The following is a 23,888-nucleotide window of genomic DNA, read 5'->3' as shown; positions in this document are numbered from 1 at the left end:
CTGACACGCTTTTCCCACGGGAGTCTAGAAATCCTCCTCTACAATCAATAAACAATAAGACACATGTGTTGTCTGACTCAGTTTGTTCTTGCACTTTATGCAAGGTGTGAGTGCTAACTTAATTTCTTCTACTAGATTAAGAGCTGATTAGACAGCACCTTTACTATCTTTATTATAAAAAGTTGCTATTCTCCAACTGTCACTTTTGGTAGTAAATTCTTAATCGATTCTTCTTTACCTTCATGGAAGGCTTTTACGATTGCACTTCCGACAATAATCCCATCTGCCATCGCTCCAATTTCCTCGACTTGTTCAGGTGTTGAAATACCAAAACCAGCCAAAACAGGAATATCACTGATTTCTTTGAGATTGTGTAAATGTTCATCTAAAGATTGGCCAAATTCATTTCGCACACCAGTAATTCCATTAACAGTTACAGCATATATAAATCCTTCTGCAGCTTTTGCAATTCGTTCAATACGATTTATTGGACTAGTTAATGAAATAAGTTGAACGAGTGCAATAGGTGATTTTGTGAGTTTGGATTGGATAATATCTGCTTCTTCTATTGGTAAGTCTGGAATAATCAAACCAGTGATGCCTACATTTTCGCATTTTGCTATAAATTTTTCTATCCCAAAAGCTAGAATTGGATTTAAATAACTCATGATAACTAAAGGAACATGAACTTCTTTTTTAAATTGCTCAATTTCATCTAGTATCGCTTTTAAATTTACACCTTCTTTTAATGCACGATTCCCTGCTTCTTGAATAACTGGACCATCTGCTACAGGATCTGTGAATGGAATTCCCAATTCAATTGCAGTTACACCAACTTGCTGTAAGAAAAGTATTTGTTTACGAATGGCTTTAAGTCCCCCATCTCCTGCCATTATGTAAGGAATAAATGCCTTTTGCCCTATTTTTACTTTCTCTTCAATTGCTAGTTGTAATGGTTTAGTCGTCATTTTTTTCTCCTCCTAATGCAGCTCTTACTGTCTCAACATCTTTATCTCCACGACCAGATAGGCAAATAACAAGTATTTCTTCTGGCTGCATTTCTTTAGCGATTTCAGCAGCCCGATAAATTGCATGAGCACTTTCTAAAGCTGGAATTATCCCCTCTGCACGAGATAATAATTTCAATCCCTCTAATGCTTCATCATCTGTAACAGAAGAATAGTTAACACGGCCAATATCATGTAAATAGCAATGTTCAGGTCCTATTGCTGGATAATCGAGCCCTGCCGAAATGGAATGTGCTTCTTGTATAAAACCATTATCATCTTGCAGTAAATACATATATGCACCATGTAAGACACCTTCTTTTAAATCAGCAAATGCTGCTGCATGAAGTCCAGTTTGAATGCCTTTTCCTGCAGCTTCTACTCCAAATAATTTGACAGATTGATCTTCAACAAATGGGTGGAACATACCAATTGCGTTACTACCACCTCCAAGGCATGCGACTATAGCCTCTGGTAGTCTACCTTCTTTTTCGAGTATCTGTTTTCTAGTTTCTACACCAATAATTCGTTGGAAATCTCGTACAATTCTTGGGAAAGGATGTGGACCAAGCGCAGACCCCAAAATATAATGTGTATCTTCAACATTTGTCACCCAATAACGAAGCGCTTCATTAACGGCATCTTTTAGCGTACCAGCACCTTGATCTACAGAAACAACGGTTGCACCTAATAATTCCATGCGAAATACGTTCAATGCTTGTCTTTTAACATCCTCCTTACCCATAAAGACAACACATTCTAAATTAAAAAGAGCACAAACAGTTGCTGTTGCTACACCATGTTGACCTGCTCCTGTTTCAGCAACGATTTTCTTTTTTCCCATTCTTATTGCAAGAAGTACTTGGCCTAAAGCATTATTAATCTTGTGTGCGCCTGTATGGTTCAAGTCTTCTCGCTTTAAATAAATTTTTGCTCCGCCTAATTGTTTCGTTAAACGTTCTGCATAATATAGCGGATTCTCACGTCCTACGTAATCTTTTAGATAGTATTGTAGTTCTTTATGAAATTCAGGATCATCAATTGCTTTATCATAAGCCTTTTCCAATTCATTTAAGGCTTTCATTAGGGTTTCAGGTACGAACTGTCCACCAAATTTACCATAACGACCTGGTTTTTGTTCATTGAATTCTTTTACCATTTATAAAACACTCCTTTTTACTGTATCTATAAAATTCGTGATAAGTATATTGTCTTTTTGCCCATTGTTTTCTACTCCACTAGAGACATCCACCATATATGGTTGTGCAATTTCGATTGCATGTTCAACATTTGTTGGATTTAATCCACCTGCTAGAATAACTTTTCGATTTTTCAAATTTGGATGGTTTAATAAACGCCAATCGAATGTCTGACCACTTCCACCCGCAAATTGGATTCCTGGGGCATCTAGCAATAAATAATCTGAATCATAGGATAATGCCCGTTCGATATCTTCTTCATTTTTAACTGAACATGCCTTAATAGTAGGAACTCCCACTTTCTTTATTTCTTCGTTTGTTTCATGTCCATGTAATTGGACCAAATCTAGGGGCACTTCCCTATATGCTTTCAAAATGATTTCAACAGGTGCATCAACAAAAACACCGATTTTCATTATTTGTTGAGGAATTTGTTTTGCTAATTGATGAGCCGTTTCAATTGAAACTTCCCTTTTACTTTTGGCAAAAACAAATCCTATGGCATCGGCACCTGAATCTACTGCAGCTTTTACATTCTCCTCTTTCATCAAACCGCATATTTTCACTTTGGTCATGGCGTCACAACACCTTTTGGAACTTGAAGAGATTGCAATGTTTCTTTAATATCACCGCTACGCATTAATGTTTCTCCAACTAGGATTGCACTTGCTCCTAGACCAGCAACAAATTTTGCATCATCTGTAGTTTTAATACCACTTTCACTAATCAACACTCGATTTTCATGAAATGGGAAATGTTGTGCAATTGTTGCTGTATGTTGTAAATCGACTTCAAATGTTTTTAAATTTCGATTGTTGATTCCTATAATTCGGGCATCAATTTCTAAAGCTATTAGAAGTTCTTGTTCATCATGTACTTCAACTAATATTTCGAGATCTTGTTTCATTGCGTATCGATAAAGGGATACTAATTTCTCTTTTGATAGTGCAGCAACAATCAATAAGATGATGGATGCTCCATTTACTTTTGCATAATCTATTTGAATTTCATCAATGATAAAATCTTTGCAAAGAACAGGGATTTGAACAGCTTGCGTTACTTCTTTTAAATCTTCAAACGTTCCTTTAAAAAATGGTGTATCTGTTAAAACAGAAATGCAAGATGCTCCAGATTTTTCATATTGTAATGCTTGCTCTACAGGATTTACGACATTATTAATAATGCCTTTTGAGGGTGACGACCGTTTAATTTCTGAAATGATTTGTAAATGATTAGCCCCTTTAAGCTTTTCATAAAGTGAAGGTCTCTTTTCTGGTTCAAAGCTTTGTTGTAAGGTTAATCCTTTCAATCTTTGAACCTCATTTTCTTTTTCAGCTATGATTTTATCTAAGATTGTTGTCATGAAATTTTCTCCTTTCGATGTGCTTCACTATAGGCAATCACTGCATCCAATTTATCGAGTGCTTTTCCAGTTAAAATAGTATCAATTGCCATTTCCACTCCATCTTGGATTCTATCTACTTTGCCATATGAAAATAGACCAATTCCTGTATTTAATGCCACTGCATCAAAATAGGCATCTCGTTTACCTGCTAATAATTTTCTTAAAATAATAGCATTTTCATCTGGATTCCCTCCTCGAATCGCTTCAAGTGGTGCTTCGTTTAATCCAACATCTTCTGGACGCAAAGAAAACGGAATCAAGTCATCATGATCAACTAGTACAAACTGATTTTGCCCTGCAAGTGATGCCTCATCCATACCGCCTGCACCGGTTACGACAATTCCTCTTTTACGGCCAAGCATTTTCATTACGTTTGCATATTCCATTAGAAAATCCCGCCGATAAATACCTGTGAATTGAGTTTCTAAATCAACAGGATTCGTTAAAGGTCCAACTAGATTAAAGATTGTCGGTTTTCCAATTTTTCTTCTTACTTGACCGATTCGTTTTAATTTCGGATGCACATTTGGTGCGTATAGGAATGTTACGTTTTCTTTTTCCAATAATTCAAGTGTTTCCGCAATAGTGAAATCAGTATGAATCCCTAATGCTTCCAATACATCCGAACTACCAGCTGCACTTGAGATTTTGCGGTTACCATGTTTTGTAACCTTCGCGCCAGCTGCGGCTAATACAAGTGCTGAAGTTGTACTGATATTAAAGCTATTGCATCCATCCCCACCTGTTCCGCAATTATCCATGTAACGTTCTCCTGGTACTGGTACCTCTATTGCAAAAGATTTCATGACTGTGGCAAGCGCTGCAACTTCTTGTGCAGTCTCACCTTTTTTAGATAATGCGATTAATAACTCTTCTATTTCTTCAAGAGGTGTATTATCATGGAACATTTTAATAGAAGCATCTAACATTTCCTCATAATATAAATGCTTCTTATCTTTTACTTTCTCTATCGCTAGTCTCATACTCATCTCTCCTATCTCATCTCATAGCTCTACTCAATATTTGCTAATGTAGTTAAAGAATTTGTCTTTTCAAGGGTCTCTTCAAATTCTCTATCTGCAATTGAATCTTCCACAATTCCAGCACCTGATTGAATGTGTGCGATACCATCTTTTAAAAGCATAGAGCGAATTGTGATTGCAAAATCTATATTGCCATTAAAACCTATATAACCAATCGCTCCACCAAATATATTCCGATGGGATGTTTCAATTTCATCAATTAAATTAATCGCATTTGCTTTAGGTAAGCCTGTGATTGCTCCAGCTGGAATTGCAGACATTAGTACATCTAAAGAATGATAAACAGGTGAAAGCTTTCCTTGAATGGAAGAAACCAAATGCATAACATGTTCAAATCGGTTAAGTTTCATGTATTGTTGTACTTGCAAAGTACCTGGCTGGGCTACTTCCATTAAATCCTCTTTTGCAACTTCTACTATCATGGCATGTTCTTGCTGCTCTTTCGTGCTATTAAGAAGTTCCTTTGCTAATTGTTGATCTTCTTCTTCCGTTGCCCCTCTTTTCCTTGTTCCACCAATTGGATTTATCGTGATGGCTTCATCTGTTACTTTAATAAGACTCTCTGGTGATGTACCCAAAATGATATGGTCATCAAAATCCATGTAATACATATATGGAGACGGGTTTTGTTTTCTTAATTTTCTGTATATAGAAAATGGATTTCCACTATAAGTAGCCTGTTGCGGTCTAGATAATACAATCTGATCGAGTGTACCATCAATGATATATCCCATTGCTTTCTCAACTTGATTGACAAATGTCTCTTTTGACAATTCACTTGTAAACTGAGAAAGTTGATAATCTTCATCCTCTATATCTGACGGTTGTGTTTGAATTTCATTAATAATCCTATCTAAATTAGCTTTTTGCTGTTCTGGATTTACTTCCGTATGAATTATCGTCACTTCATCTTGTAAATGATCAAATACTATAATCGTTTCATAAATATAAAAATGTACATTTGGAATTTGCAAAGTATTTGGATGCCGTGATTTTACTGATGCACCATATGAAATATATCCAACTGCACCACCCGCAAACGGAAATTCTGTTGGCCCAGTAATCCTAGGCATCACTCTTTTTAACAATGTCAATAAATCACCATCGTAGCGATACTCTTTTTCTGTATTGAACTGTTTTTCGATTAATGTATTACGACTGCCACTATACGATTTAATTGGATTTACACCAATCATTGAGTATCTACCTGAATCTTTAAGCTTTGAATCTGACTCAAGTAAAAATTTACGTTTTCCATTTAATCTTTGAAAAATCAAAATAGGTGTCAACGAATCACCATTAATCTTCTTAATTGTTGTACGGAAACTTGTTTGTTCTACCATCAATTAATCATCTCCTAATTTGGTCGATTGTTGAGAAAATACAATACTGTTGCTATTTCAAAACTTTTCGCTTTCGTTACAGGCGGACGCTTTCCTCGTCACATTGAGGCCTTTGAAAAAGTGTAGTAATACAAATATTAATAGTTTATCCGCTATTGAATGAAGCGGAGCTAATTCCACTTCAACGAAGATAGATATCAGGTTTTTACCGAAAATTTACACTATTTTTACTTTTTCAGTGCCCTCGTCACATTCTTGCAGGAGTTTCCGCCTTTTGCTCAAGTAAGAAGCTAAAGAAATTTAACAATATCAAATTATTGAGACTAAATAAAAAAAGCCCTCATGAAAGATAATTCTTTCATGAGGACGATATAGACCGCGTTGCCACCTCAAGTTGAAGTTTAAAAACTTCCGCTTAACTATCCGTAACGAGGATTAGTCGTCATCCGCTACTAACAATGTGTTGACGGATGCTCTCATAAGTCCATTCACATATGACATTGATCAGCTTGCACCATCCGCTGACTCTCTTAGCAATGTTCAATATGCTACTACTCTTATTCTTCAATTTCTCGGCTATTCTCAAAATTTCTAATCTCAACTCATAAGGCCAACTTCGCTACCGAAGCTGCTACCTCTTCGAACCTGTTATTTATTGTAATCTTAAATATAATAATTACAAATGTCAACAATTATTTAAAACCATTTATATTTTATTTGCTCATTTGAATTATTCTTCATCTGATGGAAGAACAATCCAGCCATGAACATATTCATTTAGTACTTTTGCCCATTTAACTTTTTTAACTATTACTGTTTTTTCAATCTGTAGTTCAATCCCAGCTGGAATTATTGCTACAACTTCTTCACTATCATTTGCATTGGGATATAAATCTGTATCTTCATCTAAAATGATACTATCTAAAGTGGTAGCAGGCTTTTCCGGTTTTATTGGTTTTTCATTTACTTTCTTTAAGTAAGCATATGAAATCCAACCTTTTTGCCCATTATAACTACCATATGCCCATTTGACATAATTGATTGATTTGATCTTAGTAATTGTTACAGTTGCATCTTTTGGTAATGTTGATAAAATTGTTGCGTTCATTGAAGTTGATTTTCGCATATTCACATTCGCGGTTGTTATATATTTTTCGTTAACATTTTCTATTGTGACTTTATCTTGGGCAACAGGGATATTATCTTTACTTACTTTCAAATAACTTGATGATATCCACCCTATTGTATTATTCCACTTTATTTTTGCCCATTTTACATTATTGACTTTCTTAGTTGTAATTAAAGTAACTTTATTTCCTTTTTTTAAAGTTGTAATTAACTCTTTATCAACGCCAGGTCCTTTTCTCAAGTTCACCTTATCTGTTGTTTCATAGATTGCAGATGTTGCTGCTTTCGCATGAAGTGGTTCATTTTCAAAATGATTTGTAAAAGAAACAGCTGAAAATGCGATACTCCCTGCAACTATTGCTTTCATTAATTTATCTAAAAACATCGTTATTTCTTCCTCCTAAGAACTTTTAAATCTATTACGAATAATAGTATAGCACTATTATCGTGTAAGTATATGTATATATCCATAAAATTAGTAATTTATATATTTAATTTCTATGTTCAAGAGGTTCTTCAGTCGAAACAATTAGAGGTATTTATAACAGATATAGATTGGATATTAGATTACGACAGACCCCAAATAGATAAAGTATTTAATTAAATAAAATGACTTACATGAACAAAAGAAGATTAAATAATACAAGATAAAAAGGCTGCTCTAAGATGATTGAATTCATTTTAGAGCAGCCTTTTTTTGGAAGTTATAATTTTCTACATATTTTCTTTTAAAAATGCAATTAATGCTTCCTGCACTTCAGGTGTTACACCATGTCCATTTTCGAAACTTTTGAATGTTACATTCGCACCTTGTTCAGTAAAGAAATCACGACTAGCTTCCCCCCATTGATATGGTAGAGCCATGTCCATTGTGCCATGTGATATCAAAACAGGCATATCCTGAACAGAGTGTTTTTGGTAACCGTTTTTTACAAAATCAGGAGTGTAGCCGCTTAAAGCAACGATTCCTGCTAGTTTTTCTTTCCCCATCGCTACAGCTAAAGATTTTGATAAGATTGCTCCTTGGCTAAAGCCCATCAAAAAGATTTTCTCTGCATCGATTGGGTATTCGGTGATAGCTTCTTCTATAAAATTCATAATATGAATAATGACTTGATCAAACACATTGCGATGTGGTTTGCCAAATTCTTCGATAGTGAAAAATGCATAACCAGGTGGTTGAATAATAGGTCCTTGCAGGCTAAAGATATGGCATTGATCTTTTACTTCATCAATTAATCCTGGTAAATCTTGTTCGTTGCTTCCCATTCCATGCATAAGGAAAACTGCTGGATATAATTTGCCATGCTCCATATTCTTAGGAGCTGAATGTATAAATGTAAATGGAGAATTCATAATATCTTCCTTTCGAGATAAATTCATTTTATGATACCATACTATTTTCTAAACTCCCAATAAGCTTTCTCATTTTCGACAAATATCAGTTTTTTTCATAGAAAATCAGTAGGAATTAGATGTATGATATGGATAAAGATATGGAGGCGTTAGAATGGAAAGTTTTATTCGTACAGAAAAACAACGTGAAATACTCGCTAAAATAGAAGAACTAATTCCAGTTTTCCAAAAACGAGAACCACAATTAGATGCTCCTGGTTCATTCCCTTTTGATAACATTGAAGATTTAAAAAAAATTAATTATACCAAACTAACATTACCTAAAGAATTCGATGGTCAAGGTCTAGGTTTATATGAATATATATTAGCTCAAGAAACAATCGCTGAAGGATGCGGTTCAACTGCTTTGTCAATTGGGTGGACGACCGGTATAATTTTAGAATATATAGAAAGTCATCATTGGAATTCTGAAGCAGCTAATGTTGTATTAAAAGCGATTGCAAATGGAGGTCTTATTAATACGGCTTCATCCGAAAATAATGCTGGAAGCCCTACACGAGGTGCACTTCCAACAACATCTGTTCTACGTGAAGATAATGAACTTGTTATAACAGGAGAAAAAATCTTCACAACTGCTGCTCCCGCATTAACTCATTTCATCATTACTGCGACAAATGAAAAAGAAGAAGTTGAATTGATTTTAGTACCTAGTGACACAAATGGTGTTTCATTAAAAGATACATGGGATTCCCTAGCGATGAGAGGTACAGCTAGTCAAACTGTGATTCTGGATCATGTTCGTGTACCAGATACATACGTATTGCAAACAAGATCACATCAACTTAAAGCAGCAAAAGGTTGGCTATTGCATATCCCCGCATGTTACATCGGTATAGCAAAAGCAGCACGAAATTATGCTTTAAACTTTGCGACGACTTATATTCCTTCATCACTTGGTAAACCAATTGCTGAAGCACCCAATATTAAACAATTGATTGGAGAAATGGAACTTACTCTAGCCACTGCAAGACATATGCTATATGGAACAGTTGAACGTTATGAACACTGCGAAGACAAAACAGCATTTAAAGAACCTCTCGATGTAGCAAAAATTGAAGTAACAAACGCAGCAATGAAGGTAGTCGACCTTGCAATGCGAATTGTAGGTGCAAGAGCCTTATCTGAATCAAACCCCATGCACCGATATTTCTTAAACGTTCGTGCTGGTCTGTACAACCCACCAATGTCAGATGTAATTCAAACAAAATTAGCGAATGAAGCGATTGCGAAGTTTATGGAGAAATAGACTTATTAATTTAGGACTTTTAGTAGCAAATGAAGATAATGAATCTCTAGATTAATTGTCTTCATTTGTTTTGACCTTAGCTAAAGACTGAAAATGTTGAATTAGCGGATTAAATTCGAAAAACGCAGATACTTTACTGAATTTCTCGTATATATAGTCAAATATCGCGGATATAATCAATAGAAATTAGTCGATCTACCATTTAATTTTTCTTTTGATGTTGGCCCCTTAGTTATTTTACTCATAAAATGTCATATGTTTTTTATCTTGTACATAATATTCTAATCTATCTTGTAAAGTACCGGTATGATACTCAAATTTATGTCCATCAGGATCCGTAAAATAGATGGATTTCTTATCTTTTTCATTTCTCGGCCGACTAGGGAAAATGTTTACATTTAAATCCTGAAGTTTATTTAGCATCTCATCATATTTGTTTAATTCTATTGTAAAAGCAATATGTGTGTAGGAATCATGTATTTCATTTCTAGGAATATCTTTCTCTTCGTTTAATGCGAGCCAAATTCCATTTAAGTCAAAATACGCTGTGCTACGACCTTTTGTCAATAATTTAGCTTCAAAAACTTTCTGATAAAATTTAATTGAGTTTTCTAAGTCTGATACAGAAAATAGAAAATGATTCAAACCTAAAATAGACATCATAATCCTCCTTGTATATTTGAATAATTTTAAACGCCGAATAATTACTTCTTCCATCACAAATTCACTCTTCTATCATATACTACACAAACTATAATTTTTACCATTTTAATGTAATATTGTAAATGTATTAGTTGAATGTACTATAATAATTACATATATTATATCGAGCATATTTTTCACAATCAGGAGGTAGAGGATGAAAAAATACAGCGGGATTCTATCAATCTTATTCTTAGCATTTGGGGTAAGTACATTTTATTTAGCAAAGTATATTCAATATTTCACAGATTATATGTTTCAAATAATGATTGTTTGTTATATTGTAGCTTGGATATTTGCACTTATATCTGAAAAGGGAGTATGGAAAAGAGTTTCTTTAATAGGGTTAGTATTCATAACTATCCTCTATATTGGTTTTTTTCTTGTAATGTCCTTACTTTGGAATACGCCATAATTCCAAATGTTTTCGCCATTGCAGAATAGATGCGTATATATTTAAAAATACACAATTAAATTTTTATAACCTAAAAATAGTTAAGCTTATACTACTTTTTAGGTAGTATAAGCTTTTTTAGTATGTTTCTTTTTACCTTCTACACCTTCAACAAAATCTTGCCTTGATATTTCCTACTTTCCATTAAATCATGCGCTTTTGCTACATCACTTAATTCAAATACATGTACTACGGGAAGTTGTAATTTTCCCTCAGTAAAAAGCTTACATACTTTTTCAGCCACAGGAGCTAATCGTTCCGGATAATGTTTTCGTGTTGTACCTAAACTAAAACCTTTGATATTTCTGCAGCTTGAATGTACATCACTCGTTTTGAAGTGGCCAGCTTTTCCACTACTATTACCAAATTGAACTAGGGTCCCATAAAGTGCTAAACAATCTAAGCTTTGACTCGTTACGTCACCAGCTACTGAATCGAAAATCACATTTGCACCTTCACCATCTGTCATTTTCAACACGGTTTCAATAAATGTATCGTATGTAACGACTTCATCAGCACCTAGTTCTTTCACATATGTAGCTTTAGCGATATCTCCAACAACGCCTATTATTTGCTTCACTTTGGCTAACTTTGCTAATTGAACAAGCATCGAGCCAACACCACCAGCTGCACTATGTATAACGATTGTATCTGTTTCTTTCACTTGTCCAATTTCATGGATTAAAATATACGATAAAATCGCAACAGTTGGAAATGCTGCAGCATCCTCAAATGATAAAGAATCTGGTATTTTATAAACAAGTGATTCTTTTGCAACAGCATATTCTGCATAGGATCCATATTTAGGAAAAGCAATAACGCGATCCCCAATAGAAAAAGGACTATTTCCATTGACCTCTTCAACAGTACCGGCCATATCCAAACCTAATATCATTGGGAAATTCCCTTTAGCTTTATTGCCAGAGCGATTTTTTATGTCTGCATAATTTACGCTTGTATAAGCTGTGCGGATTAACACCTCATTCTCATCAATAATTGGTTTGTTTATATCCTTATATTTTAAAACACTAGAATTCCCGAATTCATTTTGAATAACTGCTTTCATCTTTAGTTCCTCCTTCATTATTTGATTGAGATTTCGTTTATCATCGGGTGTGGGGAGAAACCGCTTCCTTTCCTCGGACAAGCAAGAAAGCCTTCTCACTCACTTCGTTCGCTCCGGGGTCTTTCTTACTTGTTTTTCCGCAGGAGTCTCGCAGTTACTTCCCACTTATATAAATTTAAAAAACCAAAAAGATTATACTTCTTATACAACAAAATAATTAAATAATATGGTCTAATAAGGTTAAGCTACATGTGTGAATAAATAAGTTTCATCATAATTTTTTTTCAAGAAGAATCTTATGTATTCCTTGACTGTCTATTTGTGTATTTACAACATCAAATCCATTTTTTATATTTAAGATGAGCATACTTCGCCATTTATTCATCGTTTTCGTCTGAACAGTTCGATAACCTTCCTCTTTTAAAAATTGATGCTGATTTTTCATTAAGATGGAAGCAATACCTTGTTTTCTATAATATTGATCTACACCTCCTAACCAACTATAAAAAGTATTCGAATCAATTTCATATCCTATTTTATATCCAACTACATTAGTTCCATTAAATGCAACAATAGTTAAAAGTTTTGGCTTGTTTGTCAATTTGCTTATTAATTTGGTATCAACGCCAAAAATTTTCTTGTGTAATTCTACAATTCCGGTTAATAATTCGCCTTCAGGTAAAGAGTTAATGGTTACAAAATTTAATTTCAATTTTTACTCCTCTTAGTAAAATGCTCAATTTTTTAAATTCGTAGATAAAGAAAAGAACCTTTGACTATTTCTCGGTTCTTTTCTGATATATTAAATTTCTATTTTAAATTTACTAGTTTAAGCGTTTAATAACAGCCATTTCTCTGCCAAAACGATCACCATTATCCACAAATCCAAGGCTTGCATATAAAGAATGGGCTCCAATGTTTTCAGGATGATAGCCTACTACGATTTTTTTAGCATTCGGTAGGTTAGAAATCTCGGAGATCATTAATTTTGTTGCTGCTTTTCCTATACCTTTTCCTTGCCAACTTTTATCAATCATAATTCGATAAATCCAATAACCATCCAATTCCTCTTGAACTGAATTATACATTAAGAAACCTACCATATTTTGTTCACAATAAATAACATATGCTTTTAAAGTAGGTTCAAATTTAGACTGAATAATTGAAATCGAATTGGGTTCTATATAGTCAGACTGATCTTCTGATACCTCTAATTGACAACATTCATACCAATTTTCTGAATTTAATTCTACAAGTTTAACATTTTCCATCTTCTTTCCCCTTCCAATAATCGGGGAAACCTTTTATAAAATATTAATTTAACGATTTCCCCTTATATTCATCAAAAAGAAAAAACTGTATAATTTTCATAATGAACGCCCCCTTTTAAAAAACTATCTGTAAATTTCATTAATTCTAACATTTCTATTGTACCATATATATCCATATAGTTTAAATGATGATTATATATTATACGCTGCATCATGAATAATTGAATCTTCAATAACTTATATCAGCAGGTTTATTCTCTAACGATTAAGTAAATCTGTACCATATGAATTTTCAATTGCACAAAGCAACTCGCCATTTGAATTTTTTCTAAAAACATAAGTTGCTCTTCTATCCATAGAATATTCCGAATTCTCTTTATCAGAATTTAATAGTGTTTCTGAAATAACTAGTTCAGCGTTACCCGCTTCTAATATAATCATTTCTCCCTGTGTTGGCTCAATGCTATTATTGAAATAGTTTGCTATTGAGATAAAAGCTTTTTTGATCTCTTCTTTCCGTCGAGCAATCATTCCAGGCTTTACAACAAGAATGTCATCATCCGAATAGTAATTCATTAGCGACTCAAAATCTTCTTGCTTTATAGCAATATCGCATCTCTTGATAATCTCTTTTATTTCGTCTTCCATAGTTTTATCGCTCCTTTCCTAAATGCTTTTCTTTAGAAAGACACCGAGATATTTTACCTAGCATCTTTATACGCCTTGTAAAACGAAACGAACATATCAAAGCTACTAATAAATTCACCATGAAGGTTACGATATTGTCTTTTCAAGGTTATTCTTGAATTAAAATAAGAATTTTTTAATTCTTGGATTTTCTCCTCAAGTTCGAAGCAAAACTGTATACTTTCCTTTAAGTATTGTTTTGCCATTGGTGAGTAGTTTTCACGGAAAGCAAGATCCAATAAAATTTCTCTGTTTTCTCTAACTTTGATTAAGATAATATCAAGTTCATTAAACTTCATGTTAACCGGCTTTTTACTTATTAACCATTTTTGTTCGTACATTTGTAAGATATATTGTATTCTATCTGTTGTTATGTCTGATTCAGGTTCTATTATATATATACTTTTAAAATCACTTAAATCTTGCAAGTATTGTTGAACTACTGAATTGCCTTCATCATGAGTAACACTTTTATTGAAACTTAGAAAAGAATAAGGATAAAACCAATTTTCAGCAACTAATGCAAGTAAGATAGCTATGAACCAAATCTTTAATGTATTATTTTTCTTCATCTTTCACCTTCTTTTAGATTTTTAAGTTAAAAAGCTTTGTCTTATTGCCATTCCAATGAAGAAATATGCAATAAATATAAAATCCACATAAAAACTAAAAAGAAAAAGAAACCATTTGATTTATATTTACTCAAAATGGTTTCCTAGAGGATTAGAAAAACTGAAACTTAGTCACAGACAAATATTCTGACATGATTTACTGAAACTCTAATATTTCTATATAGTTTCCAAAAGGATCTTTAATTACATTAAACAAGCCCGGTGGACATTTTTGAGGCTCTTCAAATAATAATTCAATCCCCTTATCACGAAGTATTTCTATTTCAGATACTATATCTTTCGTTTGTAAACCCATAACAATTTGAGAATTATCATAATAATCTAAGGTGTTCAAGTCAGATACTTTCTCAAGTATGATTGGGAGTCCATCAAAGTTTAGCTCTACTATACTTTCACTATAAGCTTTTTCCACTTGAAAGCCTAAGCCCTCACAATAAAAACGTTTAGCCTTTTCAATATCATTAACTTTAATAGAAATCATACACATTGCAAGACTCATACATACACTCTCCTACATTTTTTTATTGTTTTAGCTTTATTCAAATCTATTTTCATACTCACATATAATGCTGTGTTCCATTTCAGTTACTAGTATTGTTTATTTTGAAAATCATTCTGATCTATACTAATAAGTGAATATGACTTGTTTTTTGAACAACCACTTGCTGAGTACCAAATTGTACGTTGTTCTTTCTTTTCCTCAATAATCGTATTGCACACATCATTAATAATTTCCTTTGCCCCATAAGCATCATTAGAATTATCATTGGTATAGTGTATCTTTTTTCCATCGTAATCCAAATCGGTAAAGATTGGATCTCCTTCAATGGTATAACCAGTTATTCTTATTTTGTCTGCTTTTTCATCATTATAGTTACTTAAAAACTTTTTGAACCGGTCAAAATTATTAACCGTAATATTAGTTTGAACCACATCCCCTCTTTTAATAGCTTCTTCAGAAGTATAAGGTTTGTTTTGAGAATTGGTATTTGTTTTTGAATTGCTTTGCGTGCACCCAAAACAGCTAATCATTATAACTAATAAAATAAAGATAAAACATGTATTCTTCAAATGATGCCCCCTAATAAAACCATCTATATAATTGAATTATAAATTATATTTGGTATTAAATACAAATATTGTTATATACTAATCATTAGAAATAATAATTGTCTACTGTGGATAAGGATCAAGATGGACTTATGAATATTAATGGTCGTGAATGAACTTGTAAGTAGAACTACCTACCGTAGAAGAGTTGCTCAAAATCGTGGAATGAACTGTTTGAAAAGAATATTATATTGATGCTCTAAAAGGGGGTTCAGCCGAGATCCATTTAAAAACGGGTCATGTTCTGGAATTTAACCCCAGGATATGACCCGTTTAACTAATCAGCTTCATTTTAACTAACAATTTAAGCCATAAGCATAATTACATTTCAAAGCTGAATCATGTATAGACTTATCACACTAGATTAGAAAACATTTAAAGTAGTTAGACAAAAGATTTTATACAGAAATTTATCAATCAGACTCTTGTTCTACAATAGTTTTCCATCCGACAGCTGTTACACCAGCTTCCAAACTTAACCGGCTCACTATTTTTTCAATAAGCGTAGCTTTTTTTGAATCGCAATGCATAAGTGCTTGTACAACTACTTTTTTGCCCTCTTCAATGTCTTTACTAAACAATTCTTTTAGACCAATTCCTTCTGTATGAACCATATGCATTAACAAAACTCTAATATGAGACTCATCTTTATCTAAGCAGGTTACTGATAACATATAGCTCATTTCTTCTTGCTGTTGATCTCGGGACTTTTTGTTCATAATCAATGCCACAGGTCGAAGGAAAATATTTGCTAAAATAACACCGAAAGCACCAATAATACCCACTTCTAAAAATCCAGCTCCAACAAGAGTGCCAACTGCTGCAGCACACCATAATGTAGCAGCTGTATTTAATCCACGAATACTAAAACCATCTCGAATAATGACTCCACCGCCGAGAAAACCAATTCCACTTACAACCTGAGCAGCGATACGTGTAGGGCTTCCTTCTCCTGAAGTCATAACAGATAATAAAACAAACAAACAAGCGCCTAACGAAACGAGAGCGTTCGTTCGTAATCCAGCCATACGATGCCGCCATTGCCGCTCAGTTCCAATACAAGCCCCAGCAAATATAGCAACTACTAATCGAACTACAATGTCTTGCCATAAAATATCTTCCACCTCCAATTATCCATACATAGTGAAAGGAGGACTACAGAAGTAACCTCCTTTTCATATCACTTTTTAAGTGTCATATATTATATAAAATTTCCACTACCCATTTTTGGTTTTTAACATTGCTTTTATTCCTAACAAGATAGGAGATACGTTATTATATCCATAAAAATGCGCTCTCTCTTTGCCTTGCCTTTTTAATTCATTTAGGCAAAGAGTTCTTCGTCTGATAATGAGAAGTGCATTTCTCCATTCATAATAGAAATATGCAATAAGAATGCATGTTCAAAGTGCTGTTATAACCAACTATGAAATTTCTTAATATTTAACTGTTTAAGAAATTGAGTCAATACAGCATATCCTTTTAATATCCCTACTAGCCATAGGAAATAATTAAGGGGAAGTGGCTGTAATCCTACTGCAGCCCCCAATGGAGAAAATGGAACGTAAATGCCAATAGCCATAATGAGTTCTGTTAATAATAGTACTGGAATAGCAGCTGTACTTTAAATAAATGGAATTCTTTGTGTTCGAATCTTATACACAATTAACGTTTGAATAAGTAGTCCTACTACAAACCAACCAGATTGGAACAATGATTGTTCTGCAACTGTATTGGCACCAAATACTTTCCACATCACTATAAATGTTAAAATATCGAAAATTGAACTAATAGGACCAATACAGATAATAAAATTATTTAAGTTTGAAGCGTCCCATTTTCTAGGCTTTACTGAGAATTCTTTATCTATTTTATCCCATAGAATCGAAAGTTGAGATAAGTCATATAACAAGTTCTGAATTAATAAGTGAATAGCCAACATCAGAAAACTAAGTAATAATAGTAACGAGAATCGACCTATCGTACTTATTGGCTACTCGAAAAAATAAGCATATTCGAAATAACTCTCGAATATGCTTATTAATTTGAAGAAATTCCAATCAAGTTAATCAGAGTCATAATTTTAAAAAACAGCTTAAGATTTTTATTGAAAGCTGTCTTTTATTTCATGAAAAGAAAATATATAAAACCTTAAGGCTTATCACTCGCAAGTTCTTCTTTTACGATCGAACTTTTCAAAGAACTAAAATCGTCGTCTAATCCTGTTGTTCCTTTCGTTCTACTACTATATCCAGATGTAAACAACTCACCGTCTAGTTGATAAATCGCAAATTTCTTTACAATTCGCTTATCGTTGTCAATAATGGACGCAAAAAAATACACATCGTTTTTTGGAATGCTATTTGGTAAAAGTCCAACGTCAAATGAGTACTTCCCTAATTCTTTTTCTAAATCCTTATATGCGGTCACTTTCATTTTCTTTCGAATATTTAAAGTTGCCTTTTTATATTCTTTATACACATTTTCGTTGGATAATGCTGAGTAAAATTCATCTATTTGTTTATCTTTAGCAAGTACAGTTGGAGCAATATTCATAATTAGTAATATAGTCGGTATCATAATTTGTAAAATCTTTTTCAATGATTCCACCACCTTTGATTTTAGTATTTACCTTTCAAGGAACTTAATACGAAGAATCAATTAAAATTTTTTTAAATTATTGAATTAGTAATTGTTAGATATATTCAATCTAATTTGAGTTTTAATTCCTTATTGCGATTTTTTAAATTATTTATATAGACTATCGTGGTTTATAAAATGTAGATTTATGTATAAAATTATTATTTCGATTCAGTCTATATTTAAACACATTAAGGTAAGGATGATTCGAGATGAAAAGATATTTCATGGCTACTTTTTCTTTATTATTGTTACTTCAGCTAAACACCTATATTGCAAATGCTGCAAGTAATGATTTTGAAAAGTTCTACCGCGATATCGGTTATAAAGATATTTCTAATGCATTATTAGATAGTAATAGACATTTTAAAACGAATATTTCACTACCTTCTCAATTGCCTGGTGTATCCTTTACACATGCTTTTGGAAGACTTAACGATTTAGAGGGCGAACAAGGTGATGGATTAGAATTTGAGTTTATTAATCAAAATTCTCCTCACAATCACTATAAAATATTTATCAAGCCTGTAAAACATAAGCTTCCATTTGGGGAAAGACAAAGTAATCAAAAAGTGAAACTTAAAGATGGAAGTGAAGCTGTTTTTAGCAAAGCCTATACTGGATATAATACTTTGGTTTTCGAAAAGAATGGTTGGCAATATATTTTAAGCATGGATCGTGAAAGCGAAAAAGAGATCTCTTCGGCAAATTTAGTTGATATAGCTAATTCAGTGAAATGATTTTCTAACTTAGTTCTACATTTCATTTTTGAATGTCCTCGCTTATTTTGTAAAAATTAAAAGACTTGACTCTACATGAGTAGAATCAAGTCTTTTTGTATTCCTGGATTTTTTAGTTATCTTTGCAAGCTCACGTAATCTGTTCTGTAATTTTCTTTTTAACGATAAAAGAGAAAGCAAGTAAAACAATACCAACTGTTAAAAAGAGATAAGAAAATGCTTTTCCTCCAAGAGTTGATGCATTAAGTAGTACTAAAGATAATCCAAACATGATCAAACTATATAGACTAAAATATAATGCTGTAATATTCTTTTTCCTTTTAGATATGATGAGCCCAAGTATAATAAATAGATAAATCATACTTAACACCATTATTAATGGATAAACAGGATGAAATTTAGCTGCATACACAAAATAATCGAATGTTGAAATATCTGAAGCAAGCCTAACATCCACGCCAATAAAATGTGAAAATGGTGTTGAATATTCCCATTCCCAAGGATTATCAACAATACCGCTTCCCTCGTAGAAAGCAATTAATGTTGATCCAAAAAACATAAGAAATGCGAAGACTATTTGAACGATTAACTTATAGATAAGATTCTACCTCCTACTAAATAATTTATTTCTAATTAATAATAAACATCCGTATCAATTTGTCGCTAGTTCATTTAATTTGCTAATGCACTTCTTTAATTGAATCATATTATCCCATAATATACAATATATAGAAATATAAGTAAGGGGTATCATCTGTAAAAAGGAGATTGTAAATTTATGGACATACAAATTAGAACACTTCAAGAAAATGACTATACTGAACTTACAAAATTATTAACTGAGTTAGGATATCCATCAACCACTGAAGATGTCACTTTTAGATATAATGAATTGCAAAAGCAAACTGATTATGAAGGTCTTGTAGCAGTTAAAAATAAGCAAGTTGTAGGCTTTGCAGGAGTTTGCAAAGCTTATTATTTTGAGATGACAGGTTCATACACTCGCATATTAGCATTTGTCATAAGTTCACAGGAAAGAAAACAAGGGATTGGAAAGAAATTACTCAGTGCTTGTGAACAGTGGGCAAAAGTCCAAGGATGTAATGCAATTGCTTTAAATAGTGGGAATCGTGAAGAACGTAAGGCAGCTCATGCTTTCTATAACGCGAATGGTTATTTAGGAAAAAGCACAGGTTTTTCTAAGGAAATTATATAAATTCTTACTTGTTATATTTCAAATAAAAAATTCACTTAGTTATACCCATTTGTTACGGAACAACTAAATGAGGAATTTCACTGAAATAACTGTTTTGCCCATTAGGTATTTCTTTAATTTTTGCACTTATTTAATACTTTTGCCTAAGTAATCAGCTATCCCTGACTCGGTATACGATTGAAGTTTATCGGTTATTTAGTTTAATATGATTATCGCTTAAATCATTAGAAATTGACCAACTACTAATGACGGAACACACTGCTTAAGTCCTTTTTAGATGAACATAGATAGTATTGAATAAGATGATCAACAATATGATTTAACAGATTTATATCTCAAATATAGATATCCAAAAACAGATGTTCCACAAATAATAGTCCCAATTATTAAATACATCCCCCTTATAGTTACAAACTCTACACAGAACGAAGCACATAGAATTCCTAAAGGAAGCATTATTCGCATAATCAATAATCTAACAGATGTTACTTTTCCCATAACATGATTGGGAATGGATTGCTGGATAAGCGTTATATTATTAATATTGAATATTGCAATTACAATTCCTGCAATACATTCTGTAATTATAGCGAGAAAATACCAGGGCGTTAAACTTAATGATATGTATGTACAGCCACCTATAAATAAAGAACTGAACAATATTCCAAGATCTTTATTTTTTGATAGTTTAGAGTTTAATAAAGCACCAAGAATATAACCTACAGGAAATCCAGCCATAAACAGGCCATACGCTGTATAGGGTAAGTCTAATACAGTAGTGATAAATGGTAATGTTGTAACAGTTGTAACCCCTACTCCAAATTGAACAAATCCAAAAAAGACTCCTAGCCATACAATTAGTGGATGATCAAAATACAAATGTAATCCTTCCTTAAAATCTGTAAGCCATGGTTTTCTAATTTGCTGTGGGTTATAATTTTCGCTAACCTTTGATAAAGCATATGTACTAATTAAAAAGGCAAAACCAATTACAAGTAACAACCACTTTACTTCAATAAACTCAACAGCTATTCCTGCAAGGATCGGCCCCATAATTGCCATCATTTGCCGGATACTTTCTAGTGTAGCATTTGCCTTTCCTAGCTGTTCTTTTTCAATAATTGTTGGCAAAATAGCTTGATTTGCTGGTGTAAAGATTGGCATTACGATTCCAACAATAACTTGAACTAAGAATATTAAACTGATTGAAAAAAATTCTCCTATTAAAGAAACAGACAATGTTAAAGCAAGAAAAGCTCGTATCATATGACAAATAATCATTGTCCGTTTTCGACTCCACCGATCGATATATGGACCAATAATAAGTTGCATGAAAAATGATGGGACATAATAGATTAGCCACACTAATCCCAGTTTTGTAGGCGAACCCGTTAATTTATAAATTAATACAGAATTACAAAATGTAAAAAATGCACCTCCCAGTTCAGAAGTTGCACAACTTAACCATATAGCTTTAAAACTGTTATTAATATTTTCCACCCTCTAACAACCACATCTGAGCTAAAGCTTCAAAATTGAATAATTTACACCTATTTATTAATGCTATTTAGAATTGACATAACAAAACTTGATTTATCCTCTGCATATTGATGTTTATCATGTTTATTCATTTGTGAAAGCTCTTGTTTTAATTTTCCATATTCTATTCTTGCAGTTTCATTATTTATTAAATAATCTCTAAACTGTAGCTGCTCAACCAAGTATTTGTTGCCACTTTCATACATATGAATTTGGTGGGTTCTTGGTTCTCCCTTATTAAAGTAATGTCTTTCAGGTAATACAGCGGTTCCTCTATATTGATATCCTAGTGTTTTTAACCCTGAAACACATGCTAAGCCGTATTCAAATGTTTTTATTTCAATCGCTATATCAATTATTGGTTTTGCACTTAATCGTGCCACCGAAGTACTACCAATATGGTGAATTGCTACAGTATGTTGACCAATAATATTTTCGATTTGTCTTTTTTCTACTAAGAATTCTTTTTCCCACTCACTAGTCCAAGGAACTAAAAACACCTCACCTCTAGGTAAGCCAAGCAAAGAAATCACCTCCCCCCTAAACTGAAATTACGAATGGGAAATATGTGAGAATATTCAATACTGATCAATCATTATTACCCTTCCGATAATGCATAATACTTCTTCTCAATTCCTTTATATTGAACAATTAATACATCTTTTCTCTCATTAGTTGAAAATATTTTACTTCCGGTAGGCAGTTTAGTAGCCATCTTATTTTTGAATGGTTCGTCTGAAGATATAGAATATTTACTTTCAATTTCGCCTATTTCATTCTTCTTTGTAAGATTTAATTGATTTACCCAGTCAATATCCGTTTTATAGACTCTATTACCCAACATAAAAATATCCGCATTTTTATCTAATTTTACTTCTTCTTCTGCTGATGGTGCTGGAGTCTTATACTCAGTAGTCTTCACCTTGTATCCGCATCCAATTAAAAAGATAGAAATAACAAACAGATAAATAATAATTTTTTTGAATTGCATTACCTCACCTCTATCTACTTAATCCCCCTCTTATTCCATCATCTGCGAAAAAATGTAAAGATTATAAAGAGCCGGCATAAGAATGGCAAAAGCTAGGCAAAATACTGCGGCAAATTTACTTTGTTTTATTCCCCGCTCATCCTCAGTTTTTAGTTTTTGGAAGAAAGTTAATGTAAAATATAAGCATAATATAATAAATACTGATGAAAGTAATCCAATCCAATTCGCTGGACCAAATACATTTAAATTTTCCATAGAGAAGTCCTCCTCTTCATTCTTCTAATTGATTTACAGTGTTCTAATTGATATATGGTATATAATAATGGCACATTTAATATTCGTGTATTTTGCCACACGCTGGATGAAATAATTAGAAAATGAATATGGCAATTAACCTGCTAAAGTTGGATTATTATACGGGTTATTGAAAACAATGTTAATCCATATAAATATGGACAATATTCCTTCAATTAAAACCTATAAAAGATATTTTTGTGAGATATTAAATCACCTCTTATTAAAATACCTTGTTCGACTCTTCTGATCCCAGTTTTCAATACCATATTAAAGAAACCAACATCGTTATATAAAGAAAAATGAAAATAGCTACCCAATGTTAATACCTGCTTTTCCAATCATTATAAAAATCTTTAATGGTTGTATGTATTGCATTTAAAGTAATTAAAATTAAGTACAACATCATAACAGTAGCAATTTCTCCTGTGAAAAATGCAATAAATGCAATACCGAATATCCAGAAATAAAACATAAATTTATTCATATTATTTATATCCTCTCACGTCCAAATTCAATTTAATTCTATAGTAAATTTTGTCTGCCCTATTTATGCTTAAAAACATCAGAATTAACTCAAGAACCACAAATAATACCAAACAATCATTATTTAATATACCATAATTTAACTATATTAGAAATACAACTGAAATACTCAGATAAAAAGAAGCATTATCTCTACATATAAAATGTAATCCAATAACCCAAAAGAGGAAAGAAATTCGATTCATCTCTATACTATAGATCCTTTTCACACAT

General features: G+C 32.6%; 28 protein-coding genes, 1 pseudogene and 1 other annotated feature. Of the genes and pseudogenes, 4 read left to right on the top strand and 25 right to left on the bottom strand.

What is annotated here, in order from left to right; translation table 11 throughout:
* Positions 1 to 185 precede the first annotated feature (185 nt).
* From trpA to Q8X41_RS01820, 8 genes are all read right to left on the bottom strand, one after another.
* On the bottom strand, positions 186 to 968 hold the full coding sequence (gene trpA, locus Q8X41_RS01855) for a tryptophan synthase subunit alpha (protein WP_397538566.1): 783 nt from the start codon (positions 966 to 968) through the stop codon (positions 186 to 188).
* Complete coding sequence (trpB, locus tag Q8X41_RS01850; protein ID WP_397538565.1) at positions 958 to 2,166, bottom strand: tryptophan synthase subunit beta; 1,209 nt, start codon at positions 2,164 to 2,166, stop codon at positions 958 to 960. Before trpB ends, trpA begins: the two co-directional genes overlap by 11 nt.
* Positions 2,167 to 2,781: a phosphoribosylanthranilate isomerase gene (locus tag Q8X41_RS01845; RefSeq protein WP_397538564.1), complete on the bottom strand. Its 615-nt coding sequence runs from the start codon at positions 2,779 to 2,781 to the stop codon at positions 2,167 to 2,169.
* Positions 2,778 to 3,569, bottom strand: a complete 792-nt coding sequence (gene trpC / locus Q8X41_RS01840; RefSeq protein ID WP_397538563.1) for an indole-3-glycerol phosphate synthase TrpC — start codon at positions 3,567 to 3,569, stop codon at positions 2,778 to 2,780. The genes Q8X41_RS01845 and trpC overlap by 4 nt, the downstream gene beginning before the upstream one ends.
* Positions 3,566 to 4,600, bottom strand: a complete 1,035-nt coding sequence (trpD, locus tag Q8X41_RS01835) for an anthranilate phosphoribosyltransferase (RefSeq protein WP_397538562.1) — start codon at positions 4,598 to 4,600, stop codon at positions 3,566 to 3,568. The genes trpC and trpD overlap by 4 nt, the downstream gene beginning before the upstream one ends.
* Positions 4,601 to 4,623: 23 nt before the next feature.
* Positions 4,624 to 5,997, bottom strand: a complete 1,374-nt coding sequence (locus tag Q8X41_RS01830) for a chorismate-binding protein (protein ID WP_397540180.1) — start codon at positions 5,995 to 5,997, stop codon at positions 4,624 to 4,626.
* A gap of 359 nt (positions 5,998 to 6,356) precedes the next feature.
* Positions 6,357 to 6,571 (bottom strand) — a binding site (T-box leader).
* Between the two features lie 156 nt (positions 6,572 to 6,727).
* Complete coding sequence (locus Q8X41_RS01825) at positions 6,728 to 7,510, bottom strand: SH3 domain-containing protein (RefSeq protein WP_397538561.1); 783 nt, start codon at positions 7,508 to 7,510, stop codon at positions 6,728 to 6,730.
* Between the two features lie 329 nt (positions 7,511 to 7,839).
* Positions 7,840 to 8,481 carry an alpha/beta hydrolase gene (locus Q8X41_RS01820; RefSeq protein ID WP_397538560.1) on the bottom strand — a complete coding sequence of 214 codons (642 nt, stop codon included), beginning with the start codon at positions 8,479 to 8,481 and terminating at the stop codon, positions 7,840 to 7,842.
* 154 nt (positions 8,482 to 8,635) lie between these two features.
* Here Q8X41_RS01820 and Q8X41_RS01815 point away from each other — a divergent pair, with 154 nt between their 5' ends.
* The gene (locus tag Q8X41_RS01815; protein WP_397538559.1) at positions 8,636 to 9,787 is read left to right on the top strand and encodes an acyl-CoA dehydrogenase family protein; all 1,152 of its coding nucleotides are present in this window, start codon (positions 8,636 to 8,638) and stop codon (positions 9,785 to 9,787) included.
* Positions 9,788 to 10,024: 237 nt separating this feature from the next.
* On the opposite strand, the gene fosB is transcribed toward Q8X41_RS01815, so the two are convergent.
* Positions 10,025 to 10,447, bottom strand: coding sequence for a metallothiol transferase FosB (gene fosB / locus Q8X41_RS01810; protein ID WP_397538558.1), 423 nt, complete (start codon positions 10,445 to 10,447; stop codon positions 10,025 to 10,027).
* Between the two features lie 199 nt (positions 10,448 to 10,646).
* On the opposite strand from fosB, the gene Q8X41_RS01805 reads away from it, so the two are divergent.
* Entirely contained in the window at positions 10,647 to 10,904 is a 258-nt protein-coding gene (locus Q8X41_RS01805; protein WP_397538557.1) for a hypothetical protein, read from the top strand.
* Between the two features lie 139 nt (positions 10,905 to 11,043).
* Here Q8X41_RS01805 and Q8X41_RS01800 read toward each other — a convergent pair whose 3' ends face one another.
* From Q8X41_RS01800 to Q8X41_RS01755, 10 genes and pseudogenes are all read right to left on the bottom strand, one after another.
* Positions 11,044 to 12,009, bottom strand: coding sequence for a zinc-binding alcohol dehydrogenase family protein (locus Q8X41_RS01800; RefSeq protein ID WP_397538556.1), 966 nt, complete (start codon positions 12,007 to 12,009; stop codon positions 11,044 to 11,046).
* A 271-nt stretch (positions 12,010 to 12,280) separates the two neighbouring features.
* A complete protein-coding gene (locus tag Q8X41_RS01795; RefSeq protein WP_397538555.1) occupies positions 12,281 to 12,721 on the bottom strand; it encodes a GNAT family N-acetyltransferase in 441 nt (146 codons plus the stop codon).
* A 112-nt stretch (positions 12,722 to 12,833) separates the two neighbouring features.
* Entirely contained in the window at positions 12,834 to 13,280 is a 447-nt protein-coding gene (locus Q8X41_RS01790) for a GNAT family N-acetyltransferase (RefSeq protein WP_397538554.1), read from the bottom strand.
* 258 nt (positions 13,281 to 13,538) lie between these two features.
* Positions 13,539 to 13,928 (bottom strand): YybH family protein, encoded by a 390-nt coding sequence (locus Q8X41_RS01785; protein WP_397538553.1) that lies wholly within the window; start codon positions 13,926 to 13,928, stop codon positions 13,539 to 13,541.
* A gap of 53 nt (positions 13,929 to 13,981) precedes the next feature.
* A complete protein-coding gene (locus tag Q8X41_RS01780; protein WP_397538552.1) occupies positions 13,982 to 14,539 on the bottom strand; it encodes a hypothetical protein in 558 nt (185 codons plus the stop codon).
* Between the two features lie 196 nt (positions 14,540 to 14,735).
* Entirely contained in the window at positions 14,736 to 15,098 is a 363-nt protein-coding gene (locus Q8X41_RS01775; protein WP_397538551.1) for a VOC family protein, read from the bottom strand.
* Positions 15,099 to 15,187: 89 nt separating this feature from the next.
* Positions 15,188 to 15,670 carry a DUF4362 domain-containing protein gene (locus tag Q8X41_RS01770; RefSeq protein WP_397538550.1) on the bottom strand — a complete coding sequence of 161 codons (483 nt, stop codon included), beginning with the start codon at positions 15,668 to 15,670 and terminating at the stop codon, positions 15,188 to 15,190.
* Positions 15,671 to 16,122: 452 nt separating this feature from the next.
* Positions 16,123 to 16,824 (bottom strand): MgtC/SapB family protein, encoded by a 702-nt coding sequence (locus tag Q8X41_RS01765; protein ID WP_397540179.1) that lies wholly within the window; start codon positions 16,822 to 16,824, stop codon positions 16,123 to 16,125.
* Between the two features lie 299 nt (positions 16,825 to 17,123).
* A pseudogene (locus Q8X41_RS01760) lies at positions 17,124 to 17,657 on the bottom strand (cation transporting ATPase C-terminal domain-containing protein); the annotation flags it as partial.
* A gap of 203 nt (positions 17,658 to 17,860) precedes the next feature.
* Positions 17,861 to 18,310, bottom strand: coding sequence for a hypothetical protein (locus Q8X41_RS01755; protein WP_397538549.1), 450 nt, complete (start codon positions 18,308 to 18,310; stop codon positions 17,861 to 17,863).
* Between the two features lie 251 nt (positions 18,311 to 18,561).
* On the opposite strand from Q8X41_RS01755, the gene Q8X41_RS01750 reads away from it, so the two are divergent.
* The gene (locus Q8X41_RS01750; RefSeq protein WP_397538548.1) at positions 18,562 to 19,089 is read left to right on the top strand and encodes a hypothetical protein; all 528 of its coding nucleotides are present in this window, start codon (positions 18,562 to 18,564) and stop codon (positions 19,087 to 19,089) included.
* Between the two features lie 130 nt (positions 19,090 to 19,219).
* Here the strand turns inward: Q8X41_RS01750 and Q8X41_RS01745 are convergent, their stop codons facing one another.
* Positions 19,220 to 19,666, bottom strand: coding sequence for a DUF4306 domain-containing protein (locus tag Q8X41_RS01745; RefSeq protein WP_397540178.1), 447 nt, complete (start codon positions 19,664 to 19,666; stop codon positions 19,220 to 19,222).
* Positions 19,667 to 19,867: 201 nt separating this feature from the next.
* Between Q8X41_RS01745 and Q8X41_RS01740 the strand changes: the two genes are divergently transcribed.
* Positions 19,868 to 20,305 (top strand): GNAT family N-acetyltransferase, encoded by a 438-nt coding sequence (locus tag Q8X41_RS01740; RefSeq protein WP_397538547.1) that lies wholly within the window; start codon positions 19,868 to 19,870, stop codon positions 20,303 to 20,305.
* Between the two features lie 306 nt (positions 20,306 to 20,611).
* Here Q8X41_RS01740 and Q8X41_RS01735 read toward each other — a convergent pair whose 3' ends face one another.
* The 5 genes from Q8X41_RS01735 to Q8X41_RS01715 all read right to left on the bottom strand — a co-directional run bounded on the left by Q8X41_RS01735 (position 20,612) and on the right by Q8X41_RS01715 (position 23,616).
* Entirely contained in the window at positions 20,612 to 21,805 is a 1,194-nt protein-coding gene (locus Q8X41_RS01735; protein ID WP_397538546.1) for an MFS transporter, read from the bottom strand.
* Positions 21,806 to 21,855: 50 nt separating this feature from the next.
* A complete protein-coding gene (locus Q8X41_RS01730) occupies positions 21,856 to 22,368 on the bottom strand; it encodes a GrpB family protein (protein ID WP_397538545.1) in 513 nt (170 codons plus the stop codon).
* A gap of 74 nt (positions 22,369 to 22,442) precedes the next feature.
* Positions 22,443 to 22,835 (bottom strand): hypothetical protein, encoded by a 393-nt coding sequence (locus tag Q8X41_RS01725; RefSeq protein ID WP_397538544.1) that lies wholly within the window; start codon positions 22,833 to 22,835, stop codon positions 22,443 to 22,445.
* Positions 22,836 to 22,865: 30 nt separating this feature from the next.
* Positions 22,866 to 23,090 carry a hypothetical protein gene (locus Q8X41_RS01720; RefSeq protein ID WP_397538543.1) on the bottom strand — a complete coding sequence of 75 codons (225 nt, stop codon included), beginning with the start codon at positions 23,088 to 23,090 and terminating at the stop codon, positions 22,866 to 22,868.
* Between the two features lie 361 nt (positions 23,091 to 23,451).
* Positions 23,452 to 23,616, bottom strand: a complete 165-nt coding sequence (locus Q8X41_RS01715) for a hypothetical protein (RefSeq protein WP_397538542.1) — start codon at positions 23,614 to 23,616, stop codon at positions 23,452 to 23,454.
* Between the last annotated feature and the right edge of the window lie 272 nt (positions 23,617 to 23,888).

The sequence above is a fragment of the Rummeliibacillus pycnus genome (genome assembly GCF_044359855.1).
GTDB lineage: Bacteria > Bacillota > Bacilli > Bacillales_A > Planococcaceae > Rummeliibacillus > Rummeliibacillus pycnus_A.
This window is presented reverse-complemented; position numbering and strand designations above follow the sequence as displayed.